We start from the raw sequence: 23370 nt of genomic DNA on the forward strand, positions 1-23370 counted from the left end.
TATGGAGGAATTTTGATGAAGCCAGACGTCACAGCCTTTTTTGATGAGGCCACAAATACGATTTCCTTTGTGGCAAAAGATGCGCAAGGCACAGCCTGTGCAATCATTGATAGCGTACTGGATTTTGACCACGCCGCCGGTCGCACGGACACGAAATCTGCCGACGCCATCATTGCCCATGTCACCGCAAATGGCCTGAAAGTGGAATGGATCCTGGAAAGCCATGTCCACGCCGATCACCTGTCTGCCGCCCCCTACCTGCAGGAAAAGCTTGGCGGAAAAATCGGCATCGGCAAAAACATCACGCTGGTGCAGGATACCTTTGGCAAGATCTTCAACGAAGGCACCGAGTTTCAGCGCGACGGCTCGCAATTTGATCAGCTGTTTTCTGACGGCGACAGTTTCATGGTGGGTCAAATGCGCTGCGATGTGCTGCACACGCCAGGCCACACGCCGGCCTGCATGACCTATGTGATTGGCGATGCGGCTTTTGTGGGCGACACGCTGTTCATGCCCGACTTTGGCACCGCCCGCTGCGACTTCCCCGGCGGCTCCTCAGCAGAGCTGTTCTCCTCCATTCAGAAAATTCTGTCCCTGCCAGACGAAACCCGCATCTTTGTGGGCCACGACTACAAAGCACCGGGGCGGGATGAATTTGCCTGGGAAACCACAGTCGGTGAACAAAAGGCCAAGAACATTCATGTTGGTGCCGAGGCAGATCAGGAAAGCTTTGTTGCCATGCGTGATGCTCGTGATGCCACCCTGTCGATGCCGAAACTCATCATTCCGTCCCTGCAAGTGAACATGCGCGCTGGCAATATGCCCGAACCGGATGATGACGGCGCGGTGTTCCTTAAGGTTCCCATAAACAAGCTTTAACTTTCAAGCTGCTGTTAATAAAGGATTTCACATGTTTGAGACTCTCCCCTCCGATTGGCTCTGGGGGCTGACTGGTGGCTTTCTCATTGGCACGGGTGGCGCGGTTTTCCTGCTCGCCAATGGCCGTATCATGGGGGCGAGCGGTATTTTGGGCGGCCTGATTGACGGCTCCGGCCGCAGCAACTGGGGCGAACGCGTCGCCTTTTTGTTGGGTGTTTTTGCCCTGCCACTTCTGCTGCTGCCAGCAACGGACGCGGTCGACACCCATGCGACCACCAACCTGCCGATTTTGATCGCCGCCGGCCTCTGCGTGGGCATTGGCACGCGCATGGCAAATGGCTGCACCTCAGGCCACGGGGTCTGTGGCATATCGCGCCTGTCGTTGCGCGGCATCGTCGCCACGGTGTTTTACATCCTCGCAGGCGGCTTAACCGTCGCCCTCTTCCGTCATCTTTTGGGAGTGATCTGATGCCCCGTCTCTTTTTTGCATTCCTCGCAGGTGGCCTGTTTGGCACAGGGCTCTTTCTGTCTGGCATGACAGACACAGCCAAAGTTCAAGGTTGGCTTGATGTGTTTGGCACATGGGATCCAACGCTGGCCTTCGTGATGGGGGGCGCGATCGTTCCGATGGCCATCGCCTGGCGAATCGCAGACGGGCGCAAGCCGCTTGTCGGCGCAAGCTTCCCCAAACCCGCAGAGCCAAAAATTGGGCGCAACCTTGTGCTCGGATCGCTTCTCTTTGGTGTGGGCTGGGGACTGGCCGGTTTGTGCCCAGGACCCGCCATTGCATCGCTCAGCTACGGCGGATGGCCACATTGGGCGTTTTTTGCGGCCATGCTGGCAGGCATGGCAATCGCTCCAGCCGTGCGCACACAGCTAGACAGAGCGGTTCCTGCCGAGTAAGCAATCTGCATGGATATTCGTCAGATCACCGACCGCTTCTTCGCTGCGCCACAGATTGACGCAGACGATTTCACCGCCCTGGCCGAGGCTGGATTTGGGCTTGTCATCAACAATCGACCAGATGGCGAAGTGGGCCCCGATCAGCACAGCGAAACCATGCGCATTGCGGCGGAAGCGGCAGGACTGAAATATGTGGTGAACCCGCTGACCATGGAAACCATGACAGCAGACCGTCAGGCCCTGCAACGCGACAGCCTCGCAGCGTGTGAGGGCAAGGTACTGGCCTATTGCCGATCCGGCACTCGGTCTACAATCTGCTGGGCCTTGGCACACGCAGGCGACATGGACTCCGACGAAATTGTCAACGCAGCGGCGCAGGGCGGCTATGATATAAGCGGCCTAAAGCCCCACCTCGACAGCATGAAAAGCGACACATAAGCCCCTGACATAAAACAAAAGCCTCGACACTGCGGGGCTTTTTTATTGGGCCTGTCATCAGCTTCCGGTCAGATCCATATCGGCCAGCGCCATCGGGTCACCAATATCGTCGGCCCCAAGCTGGATCAGATCATCCAGATCATCCAGATCGCTGAAGTCTTCACCGCCGTCATCCAGACCGATGCCAAGATCGCCCATCGGTTCAAGCGCAGGAAGGTCTCCACCAGAGTCAGGCATATCCCCGCCGAGGTCGGGCAAACCGCCTCCATCCAGATCGGGCAAGCCACCGCCAAGATCAGGCAGATCCCTACCAAGATCAGGCAAGCCGCCGCCATCAAGGTCCGGCATGCCGCCCATCGCGGGCAGATCTCCACCCATATCAGGCAGGCCGCCACTCATATCTGGCAAGGCCCCCGCCACGTCTGGCAAGGCCCCCGCCACGTCTGGCAGGCCACCACCCATATCGGGCATGCCTCCCATATCAGGCATATCCATGCCGCCCATATCCGGGGTCGCCGCCAAACCCGTTGCACCTGCGACCGCGGCTGCGAGCCCCGGCACACACACTGCCCGCATGCCTTCCAGCTGACCAATGCGCGCGTCCGCAATCACTTCGCCGTCCAACGCTTCAAGCTTGGCGGATTTGATCGGGTCTTCCGGCAGCACCAACATTTCGCCCACTTTAAGGGATTGGATCTGCGCAATCGGCATGGTGACCTTACCAATCACCGCATTCAGCGTTGTGGTGGCTTGTTTGATGCTCTTCTGGAACTTCTCGGCGCTGGTTTCAGTGTCTTCGCCTTCGTTTTCGACCAGCACTTCAATGTCTGGGAAAATCCAGGCCATGGTGCCCGATTTCTTGCCATGTTCCAACGTGATGTCCATGACAAACATATGATAGTCTTGTGCGGTCATCCCCAAAGACAGCGTGCGCCGGTCCGCGGCCATGGCGCCAAACTTGTAGTGCTGCAGCCACTTGGGCGGCACACCTTCCTCGCCGAGATTGCGCACAAAACGCATCAGCGCATCTTCCATCAACGGGGTGATCAGCGCCGCATCCACACGCGTCGGCACACGATCCACAACAGGCCGTGGGATCACCTGCCCAAGTGTCTGAAACTCAACTAGACCTGCCAGCACCTGCATGTCCATCGCCAGAGCACCGGGTTCGCCATTCTGACCCTCAAGGATTGCCAGCAGGCTCTCTTCGTCCAGAATTTCCTGCAAGGCGCGGTGGGGCAAAGTGCTATGGCTCACCTTGGTCACATCAAGCGCCAGATCAAGCCCCTGCTCAGCCGCTTTGGCCATCCCAAGGCGCATCGCCTTGGTGGGCGACATCGCACGCGCTTTCTGCTCGGTGCTGCCGTCTGTTGCCTTGCGTCGAAGTATGGAGCTGCCTTTGCTCTCGGCCATGTTCGTCACTGCCATAATTGTGGATCCGTTCCACGGCAGATTTGCCCCAATAAGGTTAACAGCCCCTCTACAAAGCCGCTAAAACCCAGCCAAAAATCATTCAAAATCTGCTTATTGCGCCGCCAGCGCCGCCGACAGCGGCAAGATCACCCGAAACGCGGCGCCACCCTGCCCCGGCAGATAGTCAATCGAGCCCCCAAGGCGGGTCATGATCTCTCGGCAAATCGCCAACCCGAGCCCCGCGCCGCTGACCTTTTGCACCCCGGTGCGGGCAAATTTTTCAAAGATCAAAGCCTGATCGGACTTGGAAATCCCGCTGCCATTGTCGATGAAATCCACAATCAAATGGCCTTGCTCATGGCGCGCGGAAATCTGCAACTCGGGCTTTTCAGCATCGCAATATTTCTGTGCGTTTCCAATGAGATTGATGAAAACCTGACTCAGCCGATCAAGATCCGTGGTGAGGGTCATCTGCTCTGACAACCGGTCGCGCATCACCCTAAGTTCCACATCCTGATTGCCCGTCAATGCGCTGGACAGGGAATGATCCAGCACATCTCCCAGTATGCCGCTCTGCTCGTTCAGGCTCACCTGCCCATTTTCAAGCACACTCAGATCCAGCAGATCGTCCAGCAGGCGCGTCAAACGGATGGCCTCATCGTGAATGATCGAACTATAGCGCACTTTTTCCTTGGCACTCAGGCGATCACTGTCGCGCAAAATCTCTGAAAAGGCGCGGATCGAGGTCATCGGCGTGCGCAACTCATGGCTGACTTGGCTGAGGAAGGCATCCTTCTGCTCAGAAATCTGCGTGAGCTTCTCATTGGCCTGCCGCAACTGTCGTGCGGTGCGTGCCTGCTCCTCAGATTTCGCCTCAAGCCGGGAGGAATACTCCATCATCTGCGCGGTTTCATCCGCCACAGCCATCAGATCTTCTACCGAGACGGACGCGCCGCCCACGATTTGTCCAATCATCGCATGCGCCGTTGCTGCCCCGACCGATCCCGCCAGCTCGCGCTCCAGCACCTGCAGGAAATCAGGCGACGGCTCTGGCACCAGCCCGCTCACCCCTTGACGACGTGCCTCACGCTCAAACAGGCGCTGCGCTTCACGCGCGCCAATAATGCGCTGCGCCATCACCATCAGATCCTCGCTCTGCGCAAGGCTCCCGCTCCAGCTTTGCGGCGTGCGGCTGTGCTCAAACACATTGACAAATTGCGCCCCCTGCAACCGCTCCAGCGGCGAAGGAAACCCAACCAGCGAGGCAATGAAAAAGCTCAACGTGTTGAGCAGCATCGACCAGAAAATCGCATGCACCAGCGGGTCCATCCCCGTAATGCCAAAAAACGCTTCCGGGCGCAGCCATCCAAGACCAAACGGCCCCTCGCTCAAAACCGCCTCGCCAATCAAAGTGCCGGTCCCGAAACTGGGCAGCAACAGCGTGTAGGCCCAGATCAGAAAGCCAACGCTCAGCCCCACAAACGCCCCTGTGCGTGTCGCGCCTCGCCAGAAGATCCCGCCAATCAAAACCGGCAGAAATTGCGCCACCCCGGCAAAGGAAATCAAACCAATCGAGGCCAGCGCTGCCCCCCCACCAGACAGGCGGAAATAGAGATAGCCCAGAAACACCACCGCCGCGATGGAGATCCGGCGCGACAGCAAAACCACGTGGCGCACATCGCCAGATACCGTTGCCCCGCCACTTTGCGTGCTCAACCAGATCGGCATCACAATATGGTTGGACACCATGGTCGACAGCGCCAGCGCCGCCACAATCACCATGGAGGTCGCGCTGGAAAACCCACCAAGGAACGACAGCATCGCCAGCCCATCATTGCCGGTGGCCAGAGGTAACGTCAGCACAAAGAAATCAGGGTTGGTGCCCGGTGGCATCATGTCCAGCCCGACCACCGCAATCGGCACCACAAACAGGCTCATCACCATCAGGTAAAATGGAAACGCCCAGCTCGCAGTGCGCAGATGATCCTCATCTTCGTTCTCAACGACCATGACCTGAAACATGCGCGGCAGACACAGAAACGCAGCAGCAGAGAGAAAAATCAGCGTGGCCCAGCGATCGCCACGCATTTGCCAGGTGCCGATTTCGCTTGCGTCAATTCGAGCAAAAATGTCGCTCATGCCACCAGCGACCCCCCAGACAACAAAGGCCCCCACTGCCAAAAGAGCGAACAGTTTGACAATCGCCTCCACCGCAATTGCCATGACCACCCCGTGGTGGCGCTCATTTGCGTCCAGATTGCGCGTGCCAAATATAATGGTAAAAAGCGCCAAGCCAAAGGCCACCAAAAGCGCGTTATTTCCGTGCGTTTCTTCGGTGAGCTCCGCCCCATAAGCATCTGAAAAAACGCCAAAACTCACAGTGACTGATTGCAGTTGCAACGCGATATACGGTGTTGTTCCAATAACCGCCAAAATTGTTACGCCCACAGCAAGAGAATTAGATTTTCCGTAACGTGAAGAGATCAAATCCGCAATGGATGTGATGCGCTGCGTGCGCCCGATGCGCACCAGTTTTCGCAACAGCCACCACCAGCCAATCATCACCAGCGACGGCCCGATATAAATGGTCAGATACTCAAGTCCTGAGCGTGCCGCATAGCCAACCGCGCCATAAAACGTCCAGGCGGTGCAATAAATAGACAGCGACAACGTGTAGATCAGAGGGCTGCGCAGCCATCCGCCTTTGCCATTGATCGCCGCGCGCTCCGCCGCGAATGCCACCAGAAACAGAAAGGCAACATAGATCAGGCAGACGCCCACAAGGATATTGAGCGCCCCCATCAGCGGCCCCTGCCTTCCTCCTGCGCATCGCTGCGCTTCATCATGAAGGCAAACCAGCCGCCAAACACCACCAGCCCCAGCCACACCAGAAAGATATAGATGATCGCATCTGAAGTGGCGACGCTGCCTGCGCCCTCTTCCGGCGTCGGCCACAGCAATGGCACAGACCACAGCACGGCGCCGACAACCGGCACCATACGAATGGTGTCAATCAGCCGCCGCCGCCGATAGCTCTGGCGCTCCAGAAACGGAATATTGGGTCGATCACTCATCACCCATGCCACTCATCACACCCTGCGCCCCACCTTGTCACCCTGTCATCGCTCAGCTGACCACCAACTCGCGCACCGCGTCCAACACCTCAGCATTGGAAAATGGCTTGGTCATAAACCGGCTTGCCCCTGCGCGCTCCGCCATTTCTCGGTCTTTCACCTGGCCTTTCGCGGTCAGCATCAACACCGGTATCTTGCGTGTTTCCTCTGCGTCGCGCAATTCGCGCAGAATGTCATAGCCGCTCTTGCCTGGCAGCATCACATCGAGAATCACAACATCGGGCAACGCCTCTGTCACCACACCAACAGCATCATGACCATTGGAATGAGTCGCGACAGACCAGCCGTCACGCGACAGAATAAAGCTGATTGCTTCGATGATGTTGGGCTCATCTTCGATGACTAGTACATTTTTGCCCATGTAGCCTCCCCTCCCCGAAAGTCCACAAACGGTGGTCCATTTTTAGCGGCGCCTTGGCAAAAGCCAAGAGGAATTCTTCGATCATGCGCGCGCCGCCAGAAGTGAGGGTTCGCGACGGCCATCACATTGATCCAGCGGGCAAACACGGCAGCTTGATCCCACCGGGGCGCCGGAGTCATCTGCAACATCTATCGGAATGATCAACATATAGGAATGATACAGCGGCGCGAGATTGACCTGCATCTGCCCAATCGGCTCGGACACGGCATAGCAGTCATAGTCCCGCGCTTCTCGCCCCGTCATCGTCAGACGCTGGCGCAAAGGCTGCATCGGGCGCGACAGGGCCTGAAACAAGGGCCATTTCGGACAAGCGCCGGAAAACCGCGGAACAGCAAACCCCTCCACAGGCTTGCGCAACATCAACGTGCCCGCCGCATCACACATCACCAGTCCAAATGGCTGCGCCAACAGGCTGTCCGACACCGCAGCAAGGCGCCGCAACACCGCGCTGAGCGGCGCGCCGGTGTCCCCAGCGATCCGTTCCGGCGCAACTGGCCCGTCCTGCAGCACGCGCGCCATCATCTCGATTGGCAACGCCCGTGCATCCGCGCGCAACTGGCGCACCACGGTCAGCGCCATATCCCGCGCCGCCTCAGTTGTCAGATGCGGCTGGTTGGCCACAAAAGTTTGCAATGCCTCAAGCGAGGCCTCGCCCAGCGCATCAAACTGAAAAGCATGCGCCTGCAACATTGCCTCCACTTCCTCCAGCGGCAGCGTCATGCCGGCGCGCGCATCCCCGGCATCATCCAGATAGGCCACCAACTGTTCCGCCCCTTCGGCCAGCCGTTGACTGTCTTCATTCAGGTTGCGGTGAAAGCGATTGCGCCATTCTGGCTCAAGCTCCTTTGTGTCCGCAAGAATGCCAGCGGTGGATCGGATCGCGGTCACCATGCTCAGCATTTCATGTACTGAGGTCGCCAAATGCGGGTCATGCGTCAGCCGGTCAGTCAAAGTCGCCGCGGTGTGCTCCAAACTGCGCAGGCGCCTGTGCTGCTCTGCGATCAGCGCCGCAAATCCCGGAAATCGGCCGGCAAACTCATCGCTGCGCGCCACTTCAGGCGCAACCGCCTGCGCATCCGCCGCCGCCTCTCGCAGGTTGGCCAGCAATGTCGCCTCAGCCCCTTCGCTGAGCAGCGAAGCCTCCACGCCCAGCGCCTTGGCAATATCATTGAGCAGCTTGCCCCCGATCCGGCGCCGATTGTGCTCGATCAGGTTGAGATAGCTCGCAGAAATTCCCACGCGTTCGGCCAGATCAGCCTGACGCACCTTTGCAACCAGACGCCGCTCTCGTATACGGCTCCCAGCCAGTCCGCTTTGTGGCATCACGTCCTCCCAACGTTTCGCTTCAAAAACAACGACCTTCTGCGTCGCAGAATAAGTAATTTACAAATTGCTGCGAAGCAGTGCGAATTACTTTACAAAAAAATTGTTTCAAGAAAAGCAGTTGTTGCGAAATTTTCGGCGCGCCTCCGATAATAAATCTGCACAACTGTGCACGCGACGTCCGGGGAAGAGGAGCCCCTGTCGCACTTTACAAAACGGGAGGATTATATGTCCAAAAGCAACTTTACACGTCGTGGCTTGCTTAAAACGAGCGCTGTCACCGGCGCAGGTCTGGCGCTGCCAACCATCTTCACGGCGCAATCCGCGCACGCCTACACCAACGAGCCAACCGGCAGCACCGTGACTTTGGGCTTCAACGTGCCACAGACAGGTCCCTATGCGGATGAAGGCGCAGACGAGCTGCGCGCCTATCAGCTGGCGGTTGAGCACCTCAATGGCGGCGGCGACGGCGGCATGATGAACACCTTCAGCTCCAAGGCGCTGCAAGGCAACGGCATCCTCGGCAAAAAGGTTGAGTTCGTCACCGGCGACACCCAAACCAAATCTGATGCGGCGCGCGCCTCTGCCAAGTCGATGATCGAAAAAGACGGCGCCATCATGATCACAGGCGGCTCGTCCTCCGGTGTGGCTGTGGCTGTGCAAGCGCTCTGCCAAGAAGCTGGCGTGATCTTTATGGCGGGTCTGACCCACTCCAACGACACCACGGGTAAAGACCGCAAAGCCAATGGCTTCCGCCACTTCTTTAACTCCTACATGTCCGGTGCCGCGCTGGCGCCCGTTCTGGCAGGCGCCTACGGCAAAGACCGCAAGGCCTATCACCTGACAGCCGACTACAACTGGGGCTACACCACAGAAGAGGCGGTGAAAGCCTCCACAGAGGCCATGGGCTGGGAAACCGTTGCCGCGGTGAAGACCCCGCTCACACAGACCGACTTCTCCTCCTATATTGCGCCGGTTCTGCAGTCTGGTGCCGACACATTGGTTCTGAACCACTACGGCGGCAACATGGTGAACTCGCTGACCAACGCGGTTCAGTTTGGTCTGCGTGACAAACAGGTGAACGGCAAAGACTTCCAGATCATCGTTCCGCTTTACTCTCGCCTGATGGCGAAGGGTGCAGGTGCCAACGTGAAAGGCATCTTTGGCTCCACCAACTGGCACTGGTCGCTGACCGATGAGGGTTCAAAAGCCTTCGTGAAATCCTTCGGCACCAAATACGGCTTCCCACCCTCTCAGGCGGCGCACACCACCTATGTGCAGACCCTGCTTTATGCAGATGCCTGTGAGCGTGCCGGCTCCTTTGCCCCATGTGCGGTGGCTGAGGCTCTGGAAGACTATGAGTTTGATGGTCTGGGCAACGGCAAGACGCTCTATCGCGGCGCCGATCACCAGTGCTTCAAAGACGTGCTGGTTGTGAAGGGTAAAGAGAACCCAAGCTCCGAGTTCGACCTTCTGGAAATCGTTGAAGTCACCCCGGTTGAGCAGGTCATGTACCAGCCTGATCACCCACAGATGGGTGGCGCAGAAGCCTCTCTGGGCACCTGCAACAACGGCGCATAAGCGCGTTTCGGGCGGGCAGCCACATGCCCGCCCCCTTCACGCCTAACCGGCCTCTCCGGACAACATAGGGACGGACCGATGGAAGCAATCATCCTTCAAATTCTGAATGGCCTTGATAAGGGCTCAGCCTATGCGCTGATCGCTCTCGGCCTGACCTTGATCTTTGGCACCCTTGGGGTGGTGAACTTCGCGCATGGGGCGTTGTTCATGATCGGCGCCTTCTGCGCTGTCACCCTCAGCCGCATTCTGACACTCTCTCACACCATCATCGACGAAACAAAAACCGACTTTCTGGGCAACCCGGCCAAGGTCGAAGTGCCTTACGTACATGATATTTTCGGCGTTGCGACAGGTGATGCCATCATTGACTGGGCTGTCCCGCTGTCGATCCTCTTTGCCATTCCGGTGATGATGGCGGTCGGCTTCATTATGGAGCGCGGCCTGATCAAACACTTCTACACCCGCCCTCATGCGGATCAGATCCTCGTGACCTTTGGTCTGGCGATCGTGTTGCAGGAAGTGATCAAGTATTTCTACGGCGCAAACCCAATCCCGACCCCGGCCCCACAGGCCTTTACCGGGTCGTTTGATTTTGGTGCAGCGCTTGGGTTTGATCCCAACCTGATCATCTACCCCTACTGGCGCATCATCTACTTTGTCTTTGCCGCGCTCATCATCGGTGCCGTGTTTGCCTTCCTGCAATTCACCACTTTTGGCATGGTTGTCCGCGCCGGCATGGCCGATCGTGAAACCGTGGGCCTGCTGGGCATCAACATCGACCGTCGCTTCACCATCATGTTTGGTCTGGCCGCTGCGGTCGCGGGGCTTGCCGGGGTCATGTACACCCCCATCAACTCGCCCAACTACCACATGGGCATGGACTTTCTGGTCCTGAGCTTCGTGGTTGTGGTTGTCGGCGGCATGGGCAGCCTGCCCGGCGCTGTGCTCGCAGGCTTCCTGCTGGGTATTCTTGAGAGCTTTGCCTCCATGCGCGAGGTTCTGGCGATCCTTCCGGGTCTCAACCAGATCATCATCTACCTCGTTGCCATCATCATTTTGCTGACCCGTCCACGGGGCCTTATGGGCCGCAAGGGCGTCATGGAGGAATAACCAATGCTCGGTCTCGAAAAGAAAGATTTCCAGCTCCTGCTGGTGGTTGCCGGGCTGACATTGCTGGCACCCTTCATCCTCAACCCCTTCCCGGAAAGCTCCGCCATGGCGCAGTTCAATGCGGGCTACCCAGATCTGATGCAGCGCTTTGTCATCTTCGGCATCTTTGCCATCGGCTTTAACATCCTCTTTGGCCTGACCGGCTACCTCAGTTTTGGTCACGCCGCCTTCCTGGGTGTGGGCTCTTATGGCGCGATCTGGATGATGAAACTGGTGTCGCTCAATGTGATCCCAGCCATTTTCATGGGCATCATCGTATCAGGCATCTTTGCTGTTGCTGTGGGGTTCATCACCCTGCGCCGCTCCGGCATCTACTTCTCGATCCTGACGCTCGCCTTTGCACAGATGTCTTATGCGCTGGCTTATTCGGTGCTGACACCGATCACCGGCGGCGAAACCGGCCTGCAGATCAAATCCACAGACCGCCCCCTGCTCTCCAATCTGGAAGAGGGCGAGATTGGCCGTGCCAACCTGTTTGGCATGGACATGCGCGCAAGCTTTGAGCTCAATGTGGGCGACTGGCTCTTCACCTTCAATGCGGGCTACTACATTGCTGCCATCGCCATGCTGGCCAGCTTTTACCTCGCCATCCGCATCTTCCGCTCGCCTTTCGGCATGATGCTGCGCGCCATCAAATCCAATCAGACCCGTATGTCCTACACCGGTCTGAACCCGCGCCCACACACATTGGCAGCCTTTGTGATCTCTGGCATGTATGCTGGCCTCGCAGGCGGCCTTCTGGTGGCGATGGACACACAGGTCGGCCCGGAGCGCATGTTCTGGACAGCCTCTGGCGAAGTGGTTCTGATGACCATCCTCGGCGGTGTGGGTACGCTGATCGGCCCGGTTCTGGGCGCAGGTGCCATCAAATACATGGAAAACATCCTGTCCAAGATCAACAAGGACGTTTTGCATCAATGGTTTGCCTTCCTGCCCGATGGTCTTGAGGACTTCGTGATCACGATCATCTACCCCTTCATCGGCAAAGGCTGGCACCTGACACTTGGCATCATCTTCATGCTGGTCGTGATCTATCTGCCCGGTGGTCTGGTTGAGGGTGGTCAACGCATCGCCCGCGCCCTGAGCCGCAAAAAAACCTCCGATGAAGATGGCCCCAAGGCCTCCACAGAACCCGCAGAATAAGGAGACGGACAGATGGGAATTCTCGAAGTCAAAGACGTAGGAAAGCGGTTTGGTGGCCTTCAGGCGCTGTCTGATGTGAACCTTTCCGTTAAGGAAAACAGCGTGCATGCGATTATCGGCCCCAACGGGGCCGGGAAATCCACCCTGCTGAACTGCCTCGTGGGCAAGCTCATTCCAGATACGGGCTCTGTCATGTTTGACGGCCAGTCCGTTCTGGGCCGCACGCCGCATGAGATCAATCAGATGGGCATCTCCCGCGTGTTCCAGACGCCAGAAATCTTTGGCGAACTCACCGTAATGGAAAACATGATGATCCCCTGCTTTGCCAAACGGGACGGGGCGTTTTCACTGCAAGCCATTGCCAATATGTTCAGCGAAAAAGATGTGGTTGAGCGTGCGGAAAGCATGCTTGATGACATGAACATGGCCGACAAGCGTCACATGCACGCAGCCTCCATGTCGCGCGGGGACAAACGCCGCCTTGAGATCGGCATGTGTCTGGCACAAGAGCCGCGCCTGTTGCTGCTGGATGAACCCACCGCCGGCATGGCACGCGCGGATACAAACAACACCATCGACCTGTTGAAACAGATCTCGGACGAGCGCGACATCACAATCGCCATCATCGAACACGACATGCATGTGGTGTTCTCACTGGCGCAGCGCATCACCGTTCTGGCTCAGGGCACACCGCTGGTGGAGGACGATCCGGAAAACATCAAAGGCCATCCGAAGGTGCGCGAAGCGTATCTTGGTGAAACCGCTTAAGGGGGACAGAAAACATGAACGTCAAACCCGATTTCTCCAAAGGCCACAATCTGGCCGAAACCGCCCCCGCCTATCTCTCCGTCTGGAACATGGAGAGCTACTACGGCGAGAGCTACATCGTCCAAAACATCAGCTTCAATGTGCATGAGGGTGAAATCCTCGCCCTGCTGGGCCGCAACGGCGCAGGCAAAACCTCGACCCTGCGGTCCATCGCTCGCATGAACGACCCTCAGGTCACACACGGCGAGATCTGGCTGGATCACCAGCCGCTGCACCTAATGAAATCCTATGAGGCCGCCGGCGCAGGCATCGGTCTGGTGCCAGAAGATCGCTCCATCATCCCCGGCCTGACCGTGGAAGAAAACATCCAGCTCGCCCAAATCGCGCCGCCCATCGGCTGGTCGATTGAGCGTCTTTATGAGCTCTTCCCGCGTCTGGGTGAGCGCCGCAAGCAGGAAGGCGTCACGCTGTCTGGTGGTGAACAGCAAATGCTCGCCATCGCCCGCGCCCTGGCCCGCGACCTCAAGGTCCTCCTTCTGGATGAGCCTTATGAGGGCCTCGCCCCGGTGATCGTGGATGAAATCGAAAAAACCCTGCGCATCATCAAGGAACAGGGCATCACGACCATCATCGTGGAACAAAACGCCGTGCGCGCACTCGAGCTCGCCGACCGCGCTGTGATCCTGGATACAGGCTCCGTGGTGTTTGATGGTGCCGCCGCCGAGGTGCTTGGCAACGAAGAGCTGCGCGCCGAATACCTCGCGATTTGATTCAACAAGTTAGGGGGAGGACACACAGCTGGGCTTGACCTCGCGGCCCATCCCCCTAACCTCGCCTCAAATTTGACTTTTCGGGGGGAAACCATGTCTGACAAAACCTACGCGCCATCGGAAGAGATGGCGGCAAACGCCACGATCACCGCAGAGAAGTATGACGCGATGTATGCGGCGTCGATGTCTGACCCTGAGGGGTTCTGGCGGGAGCACGGGCAGCGGATTGACTGGATCAAGCCCTACACCAAGGTGAAAAACACCTCTTTTGCGCCGGGCAACATCGACATCAAATGGTTTGAGGATGGCACGCTCAACGTGGCCGCCAACTGTATTGACCGCCATCTGGAAACCCGCGGCAATCAGGCGGCGATCATCTTTGAACCGGATGATCCCAAAGAGCCGGCCCAGTCGATCACCTATGCCGATCTGCACCGCCGCGTCTGCCGCATGGCCAATGTGCTGGAAAGCATGGGCGTGCGCAAAGGCGACCGCGTGGTGATCTATCTGCCGATGATCCCCGAGGCCGCCTATGCCATGCTGGCCTGTGCCCGCATCGGCGCGATCCACTCGATTGTGTTTGCAGGTTTCAGCCCAGACGCGCTGGCGGCGCGCATCAACGGCTGTGACGCCAAAGTGGTGATCACCGCCGATTACGCCCCACGTGGCGGCCGCAAGACCGCGCTCAAATCCAACACCGATGCGGCGCTCCTGCACACCAAAGACACTGTGAAATGTCTGGTGGTCAAGCGCACCGGCGAGCAGACCACATGGATTGACGGGCGCGATTACGACTACAACGAAATGGCGCTGGAGGTGGGCGACTACTGCAAACCTGCGGAGATGAGCGCCGAAGACCCGCTGTTCATTCTTTACACATCCGGCTCCACCGGCCAGCCCAAGGGCGTGGTACACAGCACCGGCGGCTATCTGGTCTACGCGTCGATGACCCATGAATACACCTTTGACTACAAAGACGGCGACATCTTCTGGTGCACGGCGGATGTGGGCTGGGTCACCGGCCACAGCTATATCGTTTATGGCCCGCTGGCCAATGGCGCGACCACGCTGATGTTTGAAGGCGTGCCAACTTATCCAGATGCCTCCCGTTTCTGGCAGGTCTGCGAAAAGCACCGGGTGAACCAGTTCTACACCGCGCCCACCGCGCTGCGCGCGCTGATGGGGCAAGGCAATGAATATGTGGAGAAATGTGATCTCTCCTCCCTGCGAATCCTTGGCACCGTGGGGGAGCCGATCAACCCGGAAGCCTGGACCTGGTACAATGACGTGGTTGGCAAAGGCAATTGCCCGATTGTGGACACCTGGTGGCAGACCGAGACCGGCGGCCACATGATGACCCCCCTGCCCGGCGCGCACGCCACCAAACCGGGTGCTGCGATGAAGCCGTTCTTTGGCGTGAAGCCGGTGGTGCTCGATCCGCAGTCTGGCGAGGAAATCGAAGGCAATGGCGTGGAAGGCGTGCTGGCCATTGCCGACAGCTGGCCCTCACAAATGCGCACCGTCTGGGGCGATCACGCGCGTTTTGAGAAGACCTATTTCGCCGATTACAAAGGCTATTACTTTGCCGGTGACGGCTGCCGCCGCGACGCGGATGGCGACTATTGGATCACCGGCCGCGTGGATGATGTGATCAATGTCTCCGGCCACCGCATGGGCACCGCCGAGGTCGAAAGCGCGCTGGTGGCCCATGCCGCCGTGGCTGAGGCCGCTGTGGTCGGCTACCCCCATGACATCAAGGGCCAGGGCATCTACTGCTACGTCACCCTGATGAACGACCGCGCGCCATCAGATGAATTGCGCACCGAGCTGCGCAACTGGGTGCGCACGGAAATCGGCCCGATTGCCTCGCCTGATCTGATCCAGTGGGCGCCCGGCCTGCCCAAAACCCGCTCCGGCAAAATCATGCGCCGCATCCTGCGCAAGATCGCCGAAAACGACTACGGCGCGCTGGGAGACACCTCCACGCTGGCAGACCCCGGCGTGGTCGACGACCTCATCGAAAACCGCATGAACCGATAGACCTTCCCGATCCCGCGCGTGCACCTCATCGCGCGGGTCACTCCCTGTCGGGCTGGCCCTCGCGTCAGCCCGTTTTTTTTCGGAGGGAAATTGCAGCACACCGCGCTGAAACGCAAAAAACAGTGCTAAACAGAGAGAACACCATCGATGCGGAAAACTCTTTCATCTCCCTTTGCCAACTTCATTCTCTGCGTCGCTTCAATGGGGCTGTTTTTTGTCGTCCCGAAGATTCTTGCTGAGACTGTAGATCCGCTGGTGCCAATGGTGGTATGCGGCTTCGGAATTTTTATTTTTGGTTATCGTATGGTTCACAGCTCCCGCTAAGTTAGCTCTGCATTGCTTTCTCAATCTGTTTCAACGAGCATTGAAACAGAAGTTTTCTCCGCGCATCGGCCTTTCTATCCGAAGTTTTGCCACTAAGGCCTCTTCTACGTCTGCCTTTCGCCCCTAAAAACTCCCATCCAAACCAGTTGAACAACCGTTCACTCGCCCCTAACCTGCCCCAATGTCTCATGCTGATCGCCCCCTCCTCGGCATCCTGTTGATGCTTGGATTCTGTGTGCTCGCCCCGCTTGGGGACGCCACCGCAAAGCTTCTCTCTACGGTTCTGCCGCTGGGCATGCTCATTCTGATGCGGTTTTCCATGCAGGGGGCGATCCTGCTGGCCCTCGTGGCGGCCACCCGCCGTCCCTGGCACATACCGCGCCGCCTGTTTGGCTTGGTGGTCTGGCGCACGCTTTTGCACATTGCGGGCATCGGCTTCATGTTCACTGCTTTGCGCTATCTGCCGCTGGCGGATGCGGTGGCGATTGCCTTTGTCATGCCCTTCATCATGCTTCTGCTGGGCAAATATGTACTGGGTGAAGAAGTGGGCCTGCGCCGCCTTATGGCCTGCGTTATTGGCTTTATCGGCACGCTTCTGGTGATCCAGCCCAGCTTTGCCGAGGTTGGCGCGCCTGCGCTGCTGCCGCTGGGGGTCGCGGTGGTGTTTGCGCTGTTCATGCTGGTCACGCGCCAGATCGTCAAAGAGGTCGACCCCATCGTGCTACAGGCCAGCAATGGGGTGATTGCCACCGTGATCCTGCTACCAGTCTTGCTGATCGGCCATCAGCTCGGCATCGCGGAGCTCTCTTTTGTCCGCCCTACAGGCCACATTTGGTGGTTGCTGTTGCTGATCGGTCTGCTTGGCACCGTCGGCCATCTCTTTATGTCGTGGTCGCTGCGCTATGCCCCCTCCACGACGCTCGCCTCCATCCAATATGTCGAAATTCCCTTTGCCGCGCTGGTCGGCTGGCTGATCTTTGGCGACTGGCCCAATGCGCTGGCCTCTTTGGGCATCTGCATCACCATGGGCGCCGGGCTTTATGTGATTTTCAGAGAGCGGGCCATCCTGCGGGCGTCGCCAGAAGCTGGCTGATCAACAGCCCCAGATGCGCCTTGGGCAGGATCAACAACATGCCTGGCGCGTCCACCTCAAGTTGCACAGGCCCCGTGGCCTCATTGGAGGTGCCCACCATGCCATCCGGCGCAAAGGTGATGTCATCAATCGGCCATTTCAGCCCTTCAGAGCGCCCCTGCACCACACCCATGGGAAACAGCGACACGCGCGTGCCCGCTGGGACTGGTAAGGCCAGTTTGGGCGGCAGCAGGCAGACCACATCGCTTTCGCCAATGATAACACAGCGGCGATCCGCATGGCGCGCCAGCGCATTGTAACAGGCCAGCTCGTGATCCACGCGCGCCCCGGTAAAGCCCACCGCCAGCACAACTGGTGCCAAAATGTGTCGCAAAGCTTTGTCAAAATCGGTGCTGTCTTGTTCTGCAACAAAAATTAACCGTTCTGGCGATATCGATTCTCTTATGTTTTCAGCAAGCGAATCCATGTCACCGATCACAAGGTCCGGCAGATGCCCGGCGGCGATGCAATGCGCCGCGCCACCATCCGCTGCGATCAGTGTTGGCCCAATCTCCAAAGCCGCAGACAGGTCTTCTGATGCCAGAACCCCTGCACCCGCCAAAGTTAATGGCTCTAATTTTTGGACAATTTGGCACATATTGTGGTCGTCTCCCCTATCCCCACGTAGTCGGACACATTTTCGCCCCAAAATCATACTCTAAGTTTCACAGATTCGTTCACGTTTCGACGTTCCTTGAGTGATAGTTTGGTTGCTGAGTAGTGCAAAGGACCCGCAAAGATGGTTACGAATAACAAAGTACTCACGGTTTCATACGGGACGTTCTCCTGCACCCTGGAAGGGTTTGAGGAGTCGTTTGACACAATGAAAGCCATCGCTGAGTACTTCCGCGATCTGGCGGCGGATGATCGGTATTTTGGTGCCGAGCCCCCCACTCCGGATGCAGAAATGCTGGCCCGTATTGCGGAAAAGGAAATTGCACGCCGTGTGAGCGCACGCATGGATCAGGGCACCATTGTCCTGAGCACCAATGCGCCGCAGCCCACCGTTGCCACGCCAGCGTCCGCTGCTGCTCCAGCTGCTGCGCCTGTCGCACCACCTGTGGCCCAAAACGATGCGCCAGCGGCAGCCCCAACAACACCAGAGGTTGCATCAGCCCCTGCGCCGCAGCCGCCACTGACCACCGCCCCACAGGCAGACGCATCTACTCAAGCGACCGCGCAGCAAACCCTGGCCGAAGATGTGGCTCCCGCCGCAATCACCCCAAGTGTGACCGACAGCGTGCTTTCTGCCATCGCCAACGACACGCTGGACACCGCGCCCGCAGAAGATGACCTCTACATCGAAGACGCCATCGAAAACGTGTCCGACGACACCCCGATTGATCTGGGTGCAATCGCCGCTGTTGTCTCCGCCGACGAGCACGCTGAGGAAGAACTGTCAGACACCGCAGTTGAAGAGGCCGTTGCCGAAGAGATCGCAGAGACAGCAGAAGACACCACAGCAGAAGACACCGTAGAAGAGGCGCCTGAAGAAGAAGCCCTCACCGTCTCTGCCGAAGATCAGGACACAGCAGAAGCGGAAGACAGCGCCGAAGAGCTTCAGGACCATTCTGAAGAGCAGGCAGAAGAGACCGCAGACACACCCGCCACAGATACCGCGAGCGACGATGCGCCGTTGGTTCTGGAAAACGTGGTTGAAGACAGCAGCGACCCCTTTGCCGAACCCGCCACCGAACTCTCAGATTGGGATGCGGAAGAAGAAGAGGACAGCACGGCCTACGAAGAGAATTCTATCGCAGCCAAGCTTGAGCGCATCCGCGCTGTCGTTTCTCGCTCCGCCGAGGCCCCGGCAGAGATGGAGGAAGTCACCGCGGCGGACCCAGCTGAAGCCGAAGATCAGGCGTCAGAGCGCAACATCTTTGACGAAGCAGATGTCGCCGCACCCTCAGAGGAAGAGATCTCCCCAACAGCTGACGCTGAAGCGGGTGACACCGCTCAAACCGAAGAAGCGGTCGCAAATATGATCGCCTCAGAGGCGGACTTGCTTGCAGACGGCGAAGAATACACCGCCGACGCTGCCGAAAGCACGGCAACCACAGAAGACACTGCGCCACTGCGCGCCCGCGTCGTGCGCATGAAGAAAGCGGATTTCGAAGAAGCCGTGGCCGCCGGTTTGCTGGAAGCAGAACCCGTGGAGGACGACGCGGATCCACAAGATGCGCCAGCCTCCAGCCTGACGCCAGAAGATGAGGCTGAGCTCCTGTCTGAGCTTGCGCAGGTCGAAGCAGAACTGAAACAGGCCGACGCAGAACCCACAGAGAGCGCGGATGACGCGGATCTGGCGGAGGACGCTGAAAACCTTTTTGCCGAAGATCCCACCGAAGCGCCCACGCAAGCGGCGGCCCCCGCCCCCGAACGCGCCGTGCAGACCGAAGCAGATCTGAGCCGCCTTATGGCCAAAGCTGACAGCGAAATGCAGGAGCCTGCGGGCAAAGGCCGCCGCAGCGCGATCGCCCATCTGCGCGCAGCTGTGGCTGCCACCCGCGCAGAAAAACGCAACAAATCTGCCGCCAGCGACGCCGATGATACCTCTGCCTATCGCAGCGATCTGGCAAGCGCCGTAAGTCCCGCATCAGACATGGCAGACGCGACCCAGCCTGCGGCCTCTCCGCTCAAGCTGGTGGCCGCACAGCGGGTGGATGGTGCTCCCGCATCTGCAGATAGCTCGGGCACAGAAGCCGCCCCAACCAAACGCGCCCCGCGCCGCATTCCGGTGCGCCCACGTCGTATCTCCGCAGACCAGTTTGACCGCGACGAAGCGGCACGGGCGGCCGCGCCCGTCAGCTCTGGCAACGCCACGCTGAGTGGGTTTACGGACTATGCCAAATCCGTTGGTGCCACACAGCTCCCCGAAAGCGTAGAGGCCGCAGCGGCCTATTTGACTTATGTGGAAGGCATGCAGCGTTTCACCCGCCCAATGCTCATGCGTATGGCGCGCGAGGTAAACATTCCACAGTTCACCCGCGAAGAAGGGCTGCGCAGCTTTGGCCAGCTTCTGCGTGAGAAAAAGATCGAAAAACTCGCCGGTGGCCGCTTCACCGCGACGCAGGCGATCAACTTTCAACCACGCGACCGCGAAGCAGGCTAAGACCTTCTCAGATCACGACAGAGACCCGGCCCTTGGCCGGGTTTTTTATTGCGTTTGGGAGACTGGCTCCAGATACCCTTGGTAGCGCACAATCAGCGCGTCCCCAAATGGCATGCGCAACGACACGTCAAAATGAAAGCGCCCTTCGGCCACGAACTCGCGCGTTTCACTCTTGGGCAACGTCCAACGCGGCAAGGGAACACCGCAAACCCAGCCCCGGCGCAGCGGCATGGACACCTCACCATCAACCACCTCTAGGTCGACCTCAAACAAAAATGCGCCAAAGCGTTCCCGGAACCGCCCAGGTTCTGGCGCGGGGGCGCAACGGGACTGAAACCGCTGCGCACCAAAGACCCGCACCCAAAGCTCCCCCTCCGCTTCCCGCGTTTTGGTCACCGTGACTGGACAGGCCTCCGCCGCTTTTGGAAACCCAAAAAACCACGCCGTCAGCCGCGCAGGCAAACTGCGCCCCCGCGAAATCTTCGCCTCACCGTTGAAGTGAGACACATCAGTAACGCGATGTAATTCTTTGATCTCTATGGGTAATGATGACCACATATGGCCAAATGCACGCTCAAAATGAAGGGACGTCACTTCAACAAAAGCCTCGCTTTAAGCCGCTGATCCGGCAGGGCACACATGTCTGTTCGGCCAAACAGCGCATAGCGGTTGCGCGCGATCCGGCGATAGATCCAGTCCTGCACCGGGCGCGGCAAAATCCGGAGCGGGCGCAGCACATGCCCAATGCCGCCGACTTCCGCCCCTGCCCGGATCATCGCATCCAATGAACTGTAGGCGCGGCCGTCAATGATCAGCAACCAGCTTTCCGGATCCTCTGGTTTCAGGTCAAAATGGGCAAGCAAAGCGGTCCCAAGTTCGGTCTGGCCCGGACAGATACGAAACCGCGCCGCACGGTCGAACCGCGCAATCATCCGCGCGCCAAAGCTGCACAGCGCACAGTCGCCATCCATCACAGCCACAGGTCCACTGTCGTCAAAATCCGCAATTGCAGGATCATCACGATAGGAATACGGGGCTCGTTCGGGAAGCTGCGCCATGGCCAGTCTCTGTCTTGTCCATACCCAGCCTCGCAGACCAGCACCAGATACACAACCCCAAGCTGCACAACCCTAAACTGCACAACGAAAAACGGCGACACCATCGTGCCGCCGCCACTCTAATATCCTGTCGCAAACTGCTTACCGCGGGTCGTCGTCAAACCGGGGCTTTTCCGCATCCGGGTCCGCCTGACCGATGCCTTTGAACACCGATTTGAACGGAAACACCCAAACAAGCCCCAACCCGACATAAAGCGCCAAAGTGCCAAGGAAAGAGTTTGGCGAAATCGTTGTGGCCAGAACAGAGGCCACGAGGATATAGACGGGCAGCCCCACCACCAAAACCAGAAGCGCCATGCAACGTCGTGCCTTGTAGCTTAGGGCCATGTCATCCTCTCCTTTTTACGCCAAACTCATTTTGGTTTACGTGTTCAGTCCGCAAACGGATCGGTCACCAGAATGGTGTCTTCACGCTCTGGGCTGGTGGACAAAAGTGCCACCGGGCACTCAATCAGCTCTTCCACGCGCTTCACGTATTTGATCGCATTGGCGGGCAGATCGTTCCAGCTGCGCGCGCCTTCGGTGCTCTCGCTCCAACCGTCGATCTCTTCATAGATCGGCTTACAGCGCGCCTGCTGATCTGCCGCCGTGGGCAGATAGTCCAACGTTTCACCATCCAGCTCATAGCCGACGCAGATTTTCAGCGTTTCAAAGCCGTCCAGCACGTCCAGCTTGGTCAGGCAGATGCCTTTGATGCCAGAAGTCGCACAGGTCTGGCGCACCAGAGCCGCATCAAACCAGCCACAACGACGCTGACGGCCGGTGGTGGTGCCAAATTCATGGCCACGGGTGCCAAGGCGCTCACCATCCGCATCCGGTGTGCCGTCTTCTTTCAAAAGCTCGGTTGGGAACGGGCCTTCGCCCACGCGGGTGGTGTAGGCTTTCACAATGCCCAGCACATAGTCGATGGAGCCCGGACCAATGCCCACGCCGGTGGCCGCTTGGCCCGCGATCACATTGGAGGAGGTCACAAACGGATAAGTGCCGAAATCAATGTCCAAAAGCGCGCCCTGCGCCCCTTCAAACAGGATACGCTTGCCCGCTTTGCGCTTCTCGTTCAGCACTTTCCAGACAGGCGCCGCATAAGGCAGAATATCTTTGGCGATGTCTTTGAGCTGTGCAATCAGCGCATCCCGGTCAATCGGCTCCACGCCCAGACCTTTGCGCAACGGATCATGGTGCTGCAACGCACGGTCCACGCGGGCTTCCAGCGTCGCTTCGTCCGCCAGATCAGCCACACGGATCGCACGGCGGCCCACTTTGTCTTCATAAGCTGGGCCAATGCCACGCCCGGTGGTGCCAATTTTTGTGCCTTTGGAGGCCGCCTCTTCGCGGGCCCGGTCCAGCTCGCCGTGGAATGGCATGATCAGCGGGGTGTTTTCCGCGATCATCAGCGTTTCTGGCGAAATTTCCACGCCCTGCTGGCGCACTTGGCCGATCTCAGTGATCAGATGCCACGGGTCCAGCACCACACCGTTGCCAATCACCGACAGCTTACCACCGCGCACAACGCCAGATGGCAGCGCGTGCAGCTTGTAGACTTTCCCGTCGATCACCAGAGTGTGGCCAGCGTTATGTCCCCCTTGGAAACGTGCGATGACATCGGCACGTTCGCTGAGCCAGTCAACGATCTTGCCTTTTCCCTCATCGCCCCACTGAGCGCCTACAACAACAACATTGGCCATATCCGGTCCTTTGCAGAGA

General features: G+C 58.6%; 22 protein-coding genes. 12 read left to right on the top strand and 10 right to left on the bottom strand.

The genetic code is table 11. The annotated features are described in order from the left end of the window. Nucleotides 1-15 precede the first annotated feature (15 nt). Genes J7413_RS06985 through J7413_RS07000 form a run of 4 tightly spaced genes read left to right on the top strand, consistent with a single transcriptional unit; the run spans nt 16 to nt 2220 of the window. Nucleotides 16-879: an MBL fold metallo-hydrolase gene (locus J7413_RS06985; protein WP_209097361.1), complete on the top strand. Its 864-nt coding sequence runs from the start codon at nt 16-18 to the stop codon at nt 877-879. A 31-nt stretch (nt 880-910) separates the two neighbouring features. Further along, a complete protein-coding gene (locus tag J7413_RS06990) occupies nt 911-1348 on the top strand; it encodes a YeeE/YedE thiosulfate transporter family protein (RefSeq protein WP_209097362.1) in 438 nt (145 codons plus the stop codon). Continuing rightward, nucleotides 1348-1782: a DUF6691 family protein gene (locus J7413_RS06995; RefSeq protein WP_209097363.1), complete on the top strand. Its 435-nt coding sequence runs from the start codon at nt 1348-1350 to the stop codon at nt 1780-1782. Before J7413_RS06990 ends, J7413_RS06995 begins: the two co-directional genes overlap by 1 nt. Before the next feature lie 9 nt (nt 1783-1791). Beyond that, complete coding sequence (locus J7413_RS07000; RefSeq protein ID WP_209097364.1) at nt 1792-2220, top strand: TIGR01244 family sulfur transferase; 429 nt, start codon at nt 1792-1794, stop codon at nt 2218-2220. A 57-nt stretch (nt 2221-2277) separates the two neighbouring features. Here J7413_RS07000 and J7413_RS07005 read toward each other — a convergent pair whose 3' ends face one another. The 5 genes from J7413_RS07005 to J7413_RS07025 form a co-directional block, all read right to left on the bottom strand. Beyond that, nucleotides 2278-3648, bottom strand: coding sequence for a FliM/FliN family flagellar motor C-terminal domain-containing protein (locus tag J7413_RS07005; protein ID WP_209097365.1), 1371 nt, complete (start codon nt 3646-3648; stop codon nt 2278-2280). A 96-nt stretch (nt 3649-3744) separates the two neighbouring features. After that, the gene (locus J7413_RS07010; protein WP_209097366.1) at nt 3745-6435 is read right to left on the bottom strand and encodes an ATP-binding protein; all 2691 of its coding nucleotides are present in this window, start codon (nt 6433-6435) and stop codon (nt 3745-3747) included. Then, nucleotides 6435-6707, bottom strand: coding sequence for a hypothetical protein (locus J7413_RS07015; protein ID WP_209097367.1), 273 nt, complete (start codon nt 6705-6707; stop codon nt 6435-6437). The genes J7413_RS07010 and J7413_RS07015 overlap by 1 nt, the downstream gene beginning before the upstream one ends. Nucleotides 6708-6759: 52 nt before the next feature. Next, a complete protein-coding gene (locus tag J7413_RS07020; protein ID WP_209097368.1) occupies nt 6760-7128 on the bottom strand; it encodes a response regulator in 369 nt (122 codons plus the stop codon). Nucleotides 7129-7209: 81 nt separating this feature from the next. Next, a complete protein-coding gene (locus J7413_RS07025; protein WP_209097369.1) occupies nt 7210-8511 on the bottom strand; it encodes a helix-turn-helix transcriptional regulator in 1302 nt (433 codons plus the stop codon). Between the two features lie 228 nt (nt 8512-8739). On the opposite strand from J7413_RS07025, the gene J7413_RS07030 reads away from it, so the two are divergent. From J7413_RS07030 to J7413_RS07060, 7 genes are all read left to right on the top strand, one after another. Then, nucleotides 8740-10092 carry a substrate-binding protein gene (locus J7413_RS07030; RefSeq protein ID WP_209097370.1) on the top strand — a complete coding sequence of 451 codons (1353 nt, stop codon included), beginning with the start codon at nt 8740-8742 and terminating at the stop codon, nt 10090-10092. Nucleotides 10093-10170: 78 nt separating this feature from the next. Next, on the top strand, nt 10171-11202 hold the full coding sequence (locus tag J7413_RS07035; RefSeq protein ID WP_209097371.1) for a branched-chain amino acid ABC transporter permease: 1032 nt from the start codon (nt 10171-10173) through the stop codon (nt 11200-11202). Nucleotides 11203-11205: 3 nt separating this feature from the next. After that, entirely contained in the window at nt 11206-12405 is a 1200-nt protein-coding gene (locus J7413_RS07040) for a branched-chain amino acid ABC transporter permease (protein ID WP_209097372.1), read from the top strand. 12 nt (nt 12406-12417) lie between these two features. Further along, nucleotides 12418-13173, top strand: coding sequence for an ABC transporter ATP-binding protein (locus tag J7413_RS07045; protein ID WP_209097373.1), 756 nt, complete (start codon nt 12418-12420; stop codon nt 13171-13173). A gap of 14 nt (nt 13174-13187) precedes the next feature. Further along, a complete protein-coding gene (locus tag J7413_RS07050) occupies nt 13188-13943 on the top strand; it encodes an ABC transporter ATP-binding protein (protein ID WP_209097374.1) in 756 nt (251 codons plus the stop codon). Nucleotides 13944-14036: 93 nt separating this feature from the next. Further along, the gene (acs, locus tag J7413_RS07055) at nt 14037-15983 is read left to right on the top strand and encodes an acetate--CoA ligase (RefSeq protein WP_209097375.1); all 1947 of its coding nucleotides are present in this window, start codon (nt 14037-14039) and stop codon (nt 15981-15983) included. Nucleotides 15984-16488: 505 nt separating this feature from the next. Further along, nucleotides 16489-17400, top strand: coding sequence for a DMT family transporter (locus J7413_RS07060; RefSeq protein WP_209097376.1), 912 nt, complete (start codon nt 16489-16491; stop codon nt 17398-17400). On the opposite strand, the gene J7413_RS07065 is transcribed toward J7413_RS07060, so the two are convergent. After that, entirely contained in the window at nt 17357-18037 is a 681-nt protein-coding gene (locus J7413_RS07065) for a thiamine diphosphokinase (protein WP_209097377.1), read from the bottom strand. The genes J7413_RS07060 and J7413_RS07065 overlap by 44 nt on opposite strands. Nucleotides 18038-18178: 141 nt before the next feature. Between J7413_RS07065 and J7413_RS07070 the strand changes: the two genes are divergently transcribed. Continuing rightward, the gene (locus J7413_RS07070; protein WP_209097378.1) at nt 18179-20548 is read left to right on the top strand and encodes a hypothetical protein; all 2370 of its coding nucleotides are present in this window, start codon (nt 18179-18181) and stop codon (nt 20546-20548) included. A gap of 45 nt (nt 20549-20593) precedes the next feature. Here J7413_RS07070 and J7413_RS07075 read toward each other — a convergent pair whose 3' ends face one another. The 4 genes from J7413_RS07075 to J7413_RS07090 all read right to left on the bottom strand — a co-directional run bounded on the left by J7413_RS07075 (nt 20594) and on the right by J7413_RS07090 (nt 23351). Then, nucleotides 20594-21142: a DUF4166 domain-containing protein gene (locus tag J7413_RS07075; protein ID WP_209097379.1), complete on the bottom strand. Its 549-nt coding sequence runs from the start codon at nt 21140-21142 to the stop codon at nt 20594-20596. Beyond that, entirely contained in the window at nt 21139-21606 is a 468-nt protein-coding gene (locus J7413_RS07080) for a DCC1-like thiol-disulfide oxidoreductase family protein (RefSeq protein WP_209097380.1), read from the bottom strand. The genes J7413_RS07075 and J7413_RS07080 overlap by 4 nt, the downstream gene beginning before the upstream one ends. A gap of 141 nt (nt 21607-21747) precedes the next feature. Then, on the bottom strand, nt 21748-21993 hold the full coding sequence (locus J7413_RS07085; RefSeq protein ID WP_209097381.1) for a DUF2842 domain-containing protein: 246 nt from the start codon (nt 21991-21993) through the stop codon (nt 21748-21750). 44 nt (nt 21994-22037) lie between these two features. After that, a complete protein-coding gene (locus J7413_RS07090; protein ID WP_209097382.1) occupies nt 22038-23351 on the bottom strand; it encodes an adenylosuccinate synthase in 1314 nt (437 codons plus the stop codon). Between the last annotated feature and the right edge of the window lie 19 nt (nt 23352-23370).

The organism is Shimia sp. R10_1, assembly GCF_017744095.1.
Lineage (GTDB): Bacteria > Pseudomonadota > Alphaproteobacteria > Rhodobacterales > Rhodobacteraceae > Shimia.

What these genes read in the sequence shown, in the direction of transcription:
- J7413_RS06995 (WP_209097363.1), top strand. Translation starts at nt 1,348, where the DNA reads ATGCCCCGTCTCTTTTTTGCATTCCTCGCAGGTGGCCTGTTTGGCACA.
- J7413_RS07080 (WP_209097380.1), bottom strand. Translation starts at nt 21,606, where the DNA reads ATGGCGCAGCTTCCCGAACGAGCCCCGTATTCCTATCGTGATGATCCT.
- J7413_RS07050 (WP_209097374.1), top strand. Translation starts at nt 13,188, where the DNA reads ATGAACGTCAAACCCGATTTCTCCAAAGGCCACAATCTGGCCGAAACC.
- acs (WP_209097375.1), top strand. Translation starts at nt 14,037, where the DNA reads ATGTCTGACAAAACCTACGCGCCATCGGAAGAGATGGCGGCAAACGCC.
- J7413_RS07090 (WP_209097382.1), bottom strand. Translation starts at nt 23,351, where the DNA reads ATGGCCAATGTTGTTGTTGTAGGCGCTCAGTGGGGCGATGAGGGAAAA.
- J7413_RS07025 (WP_209097369.1), bottom strand. Translation starts at nt 8,511, where the DNA reads ATGCCACAAAGCGGACTGGCTGGGAGCCGTATACGAGAGCGGCGTCTG.
- J7413_RS07085 (WP_209097381.1), bottom strand. Translation starts at nt 21,993, where the DNA reads ATGGCCCTAAGCTACAAGGCACGACGTTGCATGGCGCTTCTGGTTTTG.
- J7413_RS07020 (WP_209097368.1), bottom strand. Translation starts at nt 7,128, where the DNA reads ATGGGCAAAAATGTACTAGTCATCGAAGATGAGCCCAACATCATCGAA.
- J7413_RS07035 (WP_209097371.1), top strand. Translation starts at nt 10,171, where the DNA reads ATGGAAGCAATCATCCTTCAAATTCTGAATGGCCTTGATAAGGGCTCA.
- J7413_RS07040 (WP_209097372.1), top strand. Translation starts at nt 11,206, where the DNA reads ATGCTCGGTCTCGAAAAGAAAGATTTCCAGCTCCTGCTGGTGGTTGCC.
- J7413_RS07000 (WP_209097364.1), top strand. Translation starts at nt 1,792, where the DNA reads ATGGATATTCGTCAGATCACCGACCGCTTCTTCGCTGCGCCACAGATT.
- J7413_RS07065 (WP_209097377.1), bottom strand. Translation starts at nt 18,037, where the DNA reads ATGTGCCAAATTGTCCAAAAATTAGAGCCATTAACTTTGGCGGGTGCA.
- J7413_RS07045 (WP_209097373.1), top strand. Translation starts at nt 12,418, where the DNA reads ATGGGAATTCTCGAAGTCAAAGACGTAGGAAAGCGGTTTGGTGGCCTT.
- J7413_RS06990 (WP_209097362.1), top strand. Translation starts at nt 911, where the DNA reads ATGTTTGAGACTCTCCCCTCCGATTGGCTCTGGGGGCTGACTGGTGGC.
- J7413_RS06985 (WP_209097361.1), top strand. Translation starts at nt 16, where the DNA reads ATGAAGCCAGACGTCACAGCCTTTTTTGATGAGGCCACAAATACGATT.
- J7413_RS07005 (WP_209097365.1), bottom strand. Translation starts at nt 3,648, where the DNA reads ATGGCAGTGACGAACATGGCCGAGAGCAAAGGCAGCTCCATACTTCGA.
- J7413_RS07030 (WP_209097370.1), top strand. Translation starts at nt 8,740, where the DNA reads ATGTCCAAAAGCAACTTTACACGTCGTGGCTTGCTTAAAACGAGCGCT.
- J7413_RS07070 (WP_209097378.1), top strand. Translation starts at nt 18,179, where the DNA reads ATGGTTACGAATAACAAAGTACTCACGGTTTCATACGGGACGTTCTCC.
- J7413_RS07015 (WP_209097367.1), bottom strand. Translation starts at nt 6,707, where the DNA reads ATGAGTGATCGACCCAATATTCCGTTTCTGGAGCGCCAGAGCTATCGG.
- J7413_RS07010 (WP_209097366.1), bottom strand. Translation starts at nt 6,435, where the DNA reads ATGGGGGCGCTCAATATCCTTGTGGGCGTCTGCCTGATCTATGTTGCC.
- J7413_RS07060 (WP_209097376.1), top strand. Translation starts at nt 16,489, where the DNA reads ATGTCTCATGCTGATCGCCCCCTCCTCGGCATCCTGTTGATGCTTGGA.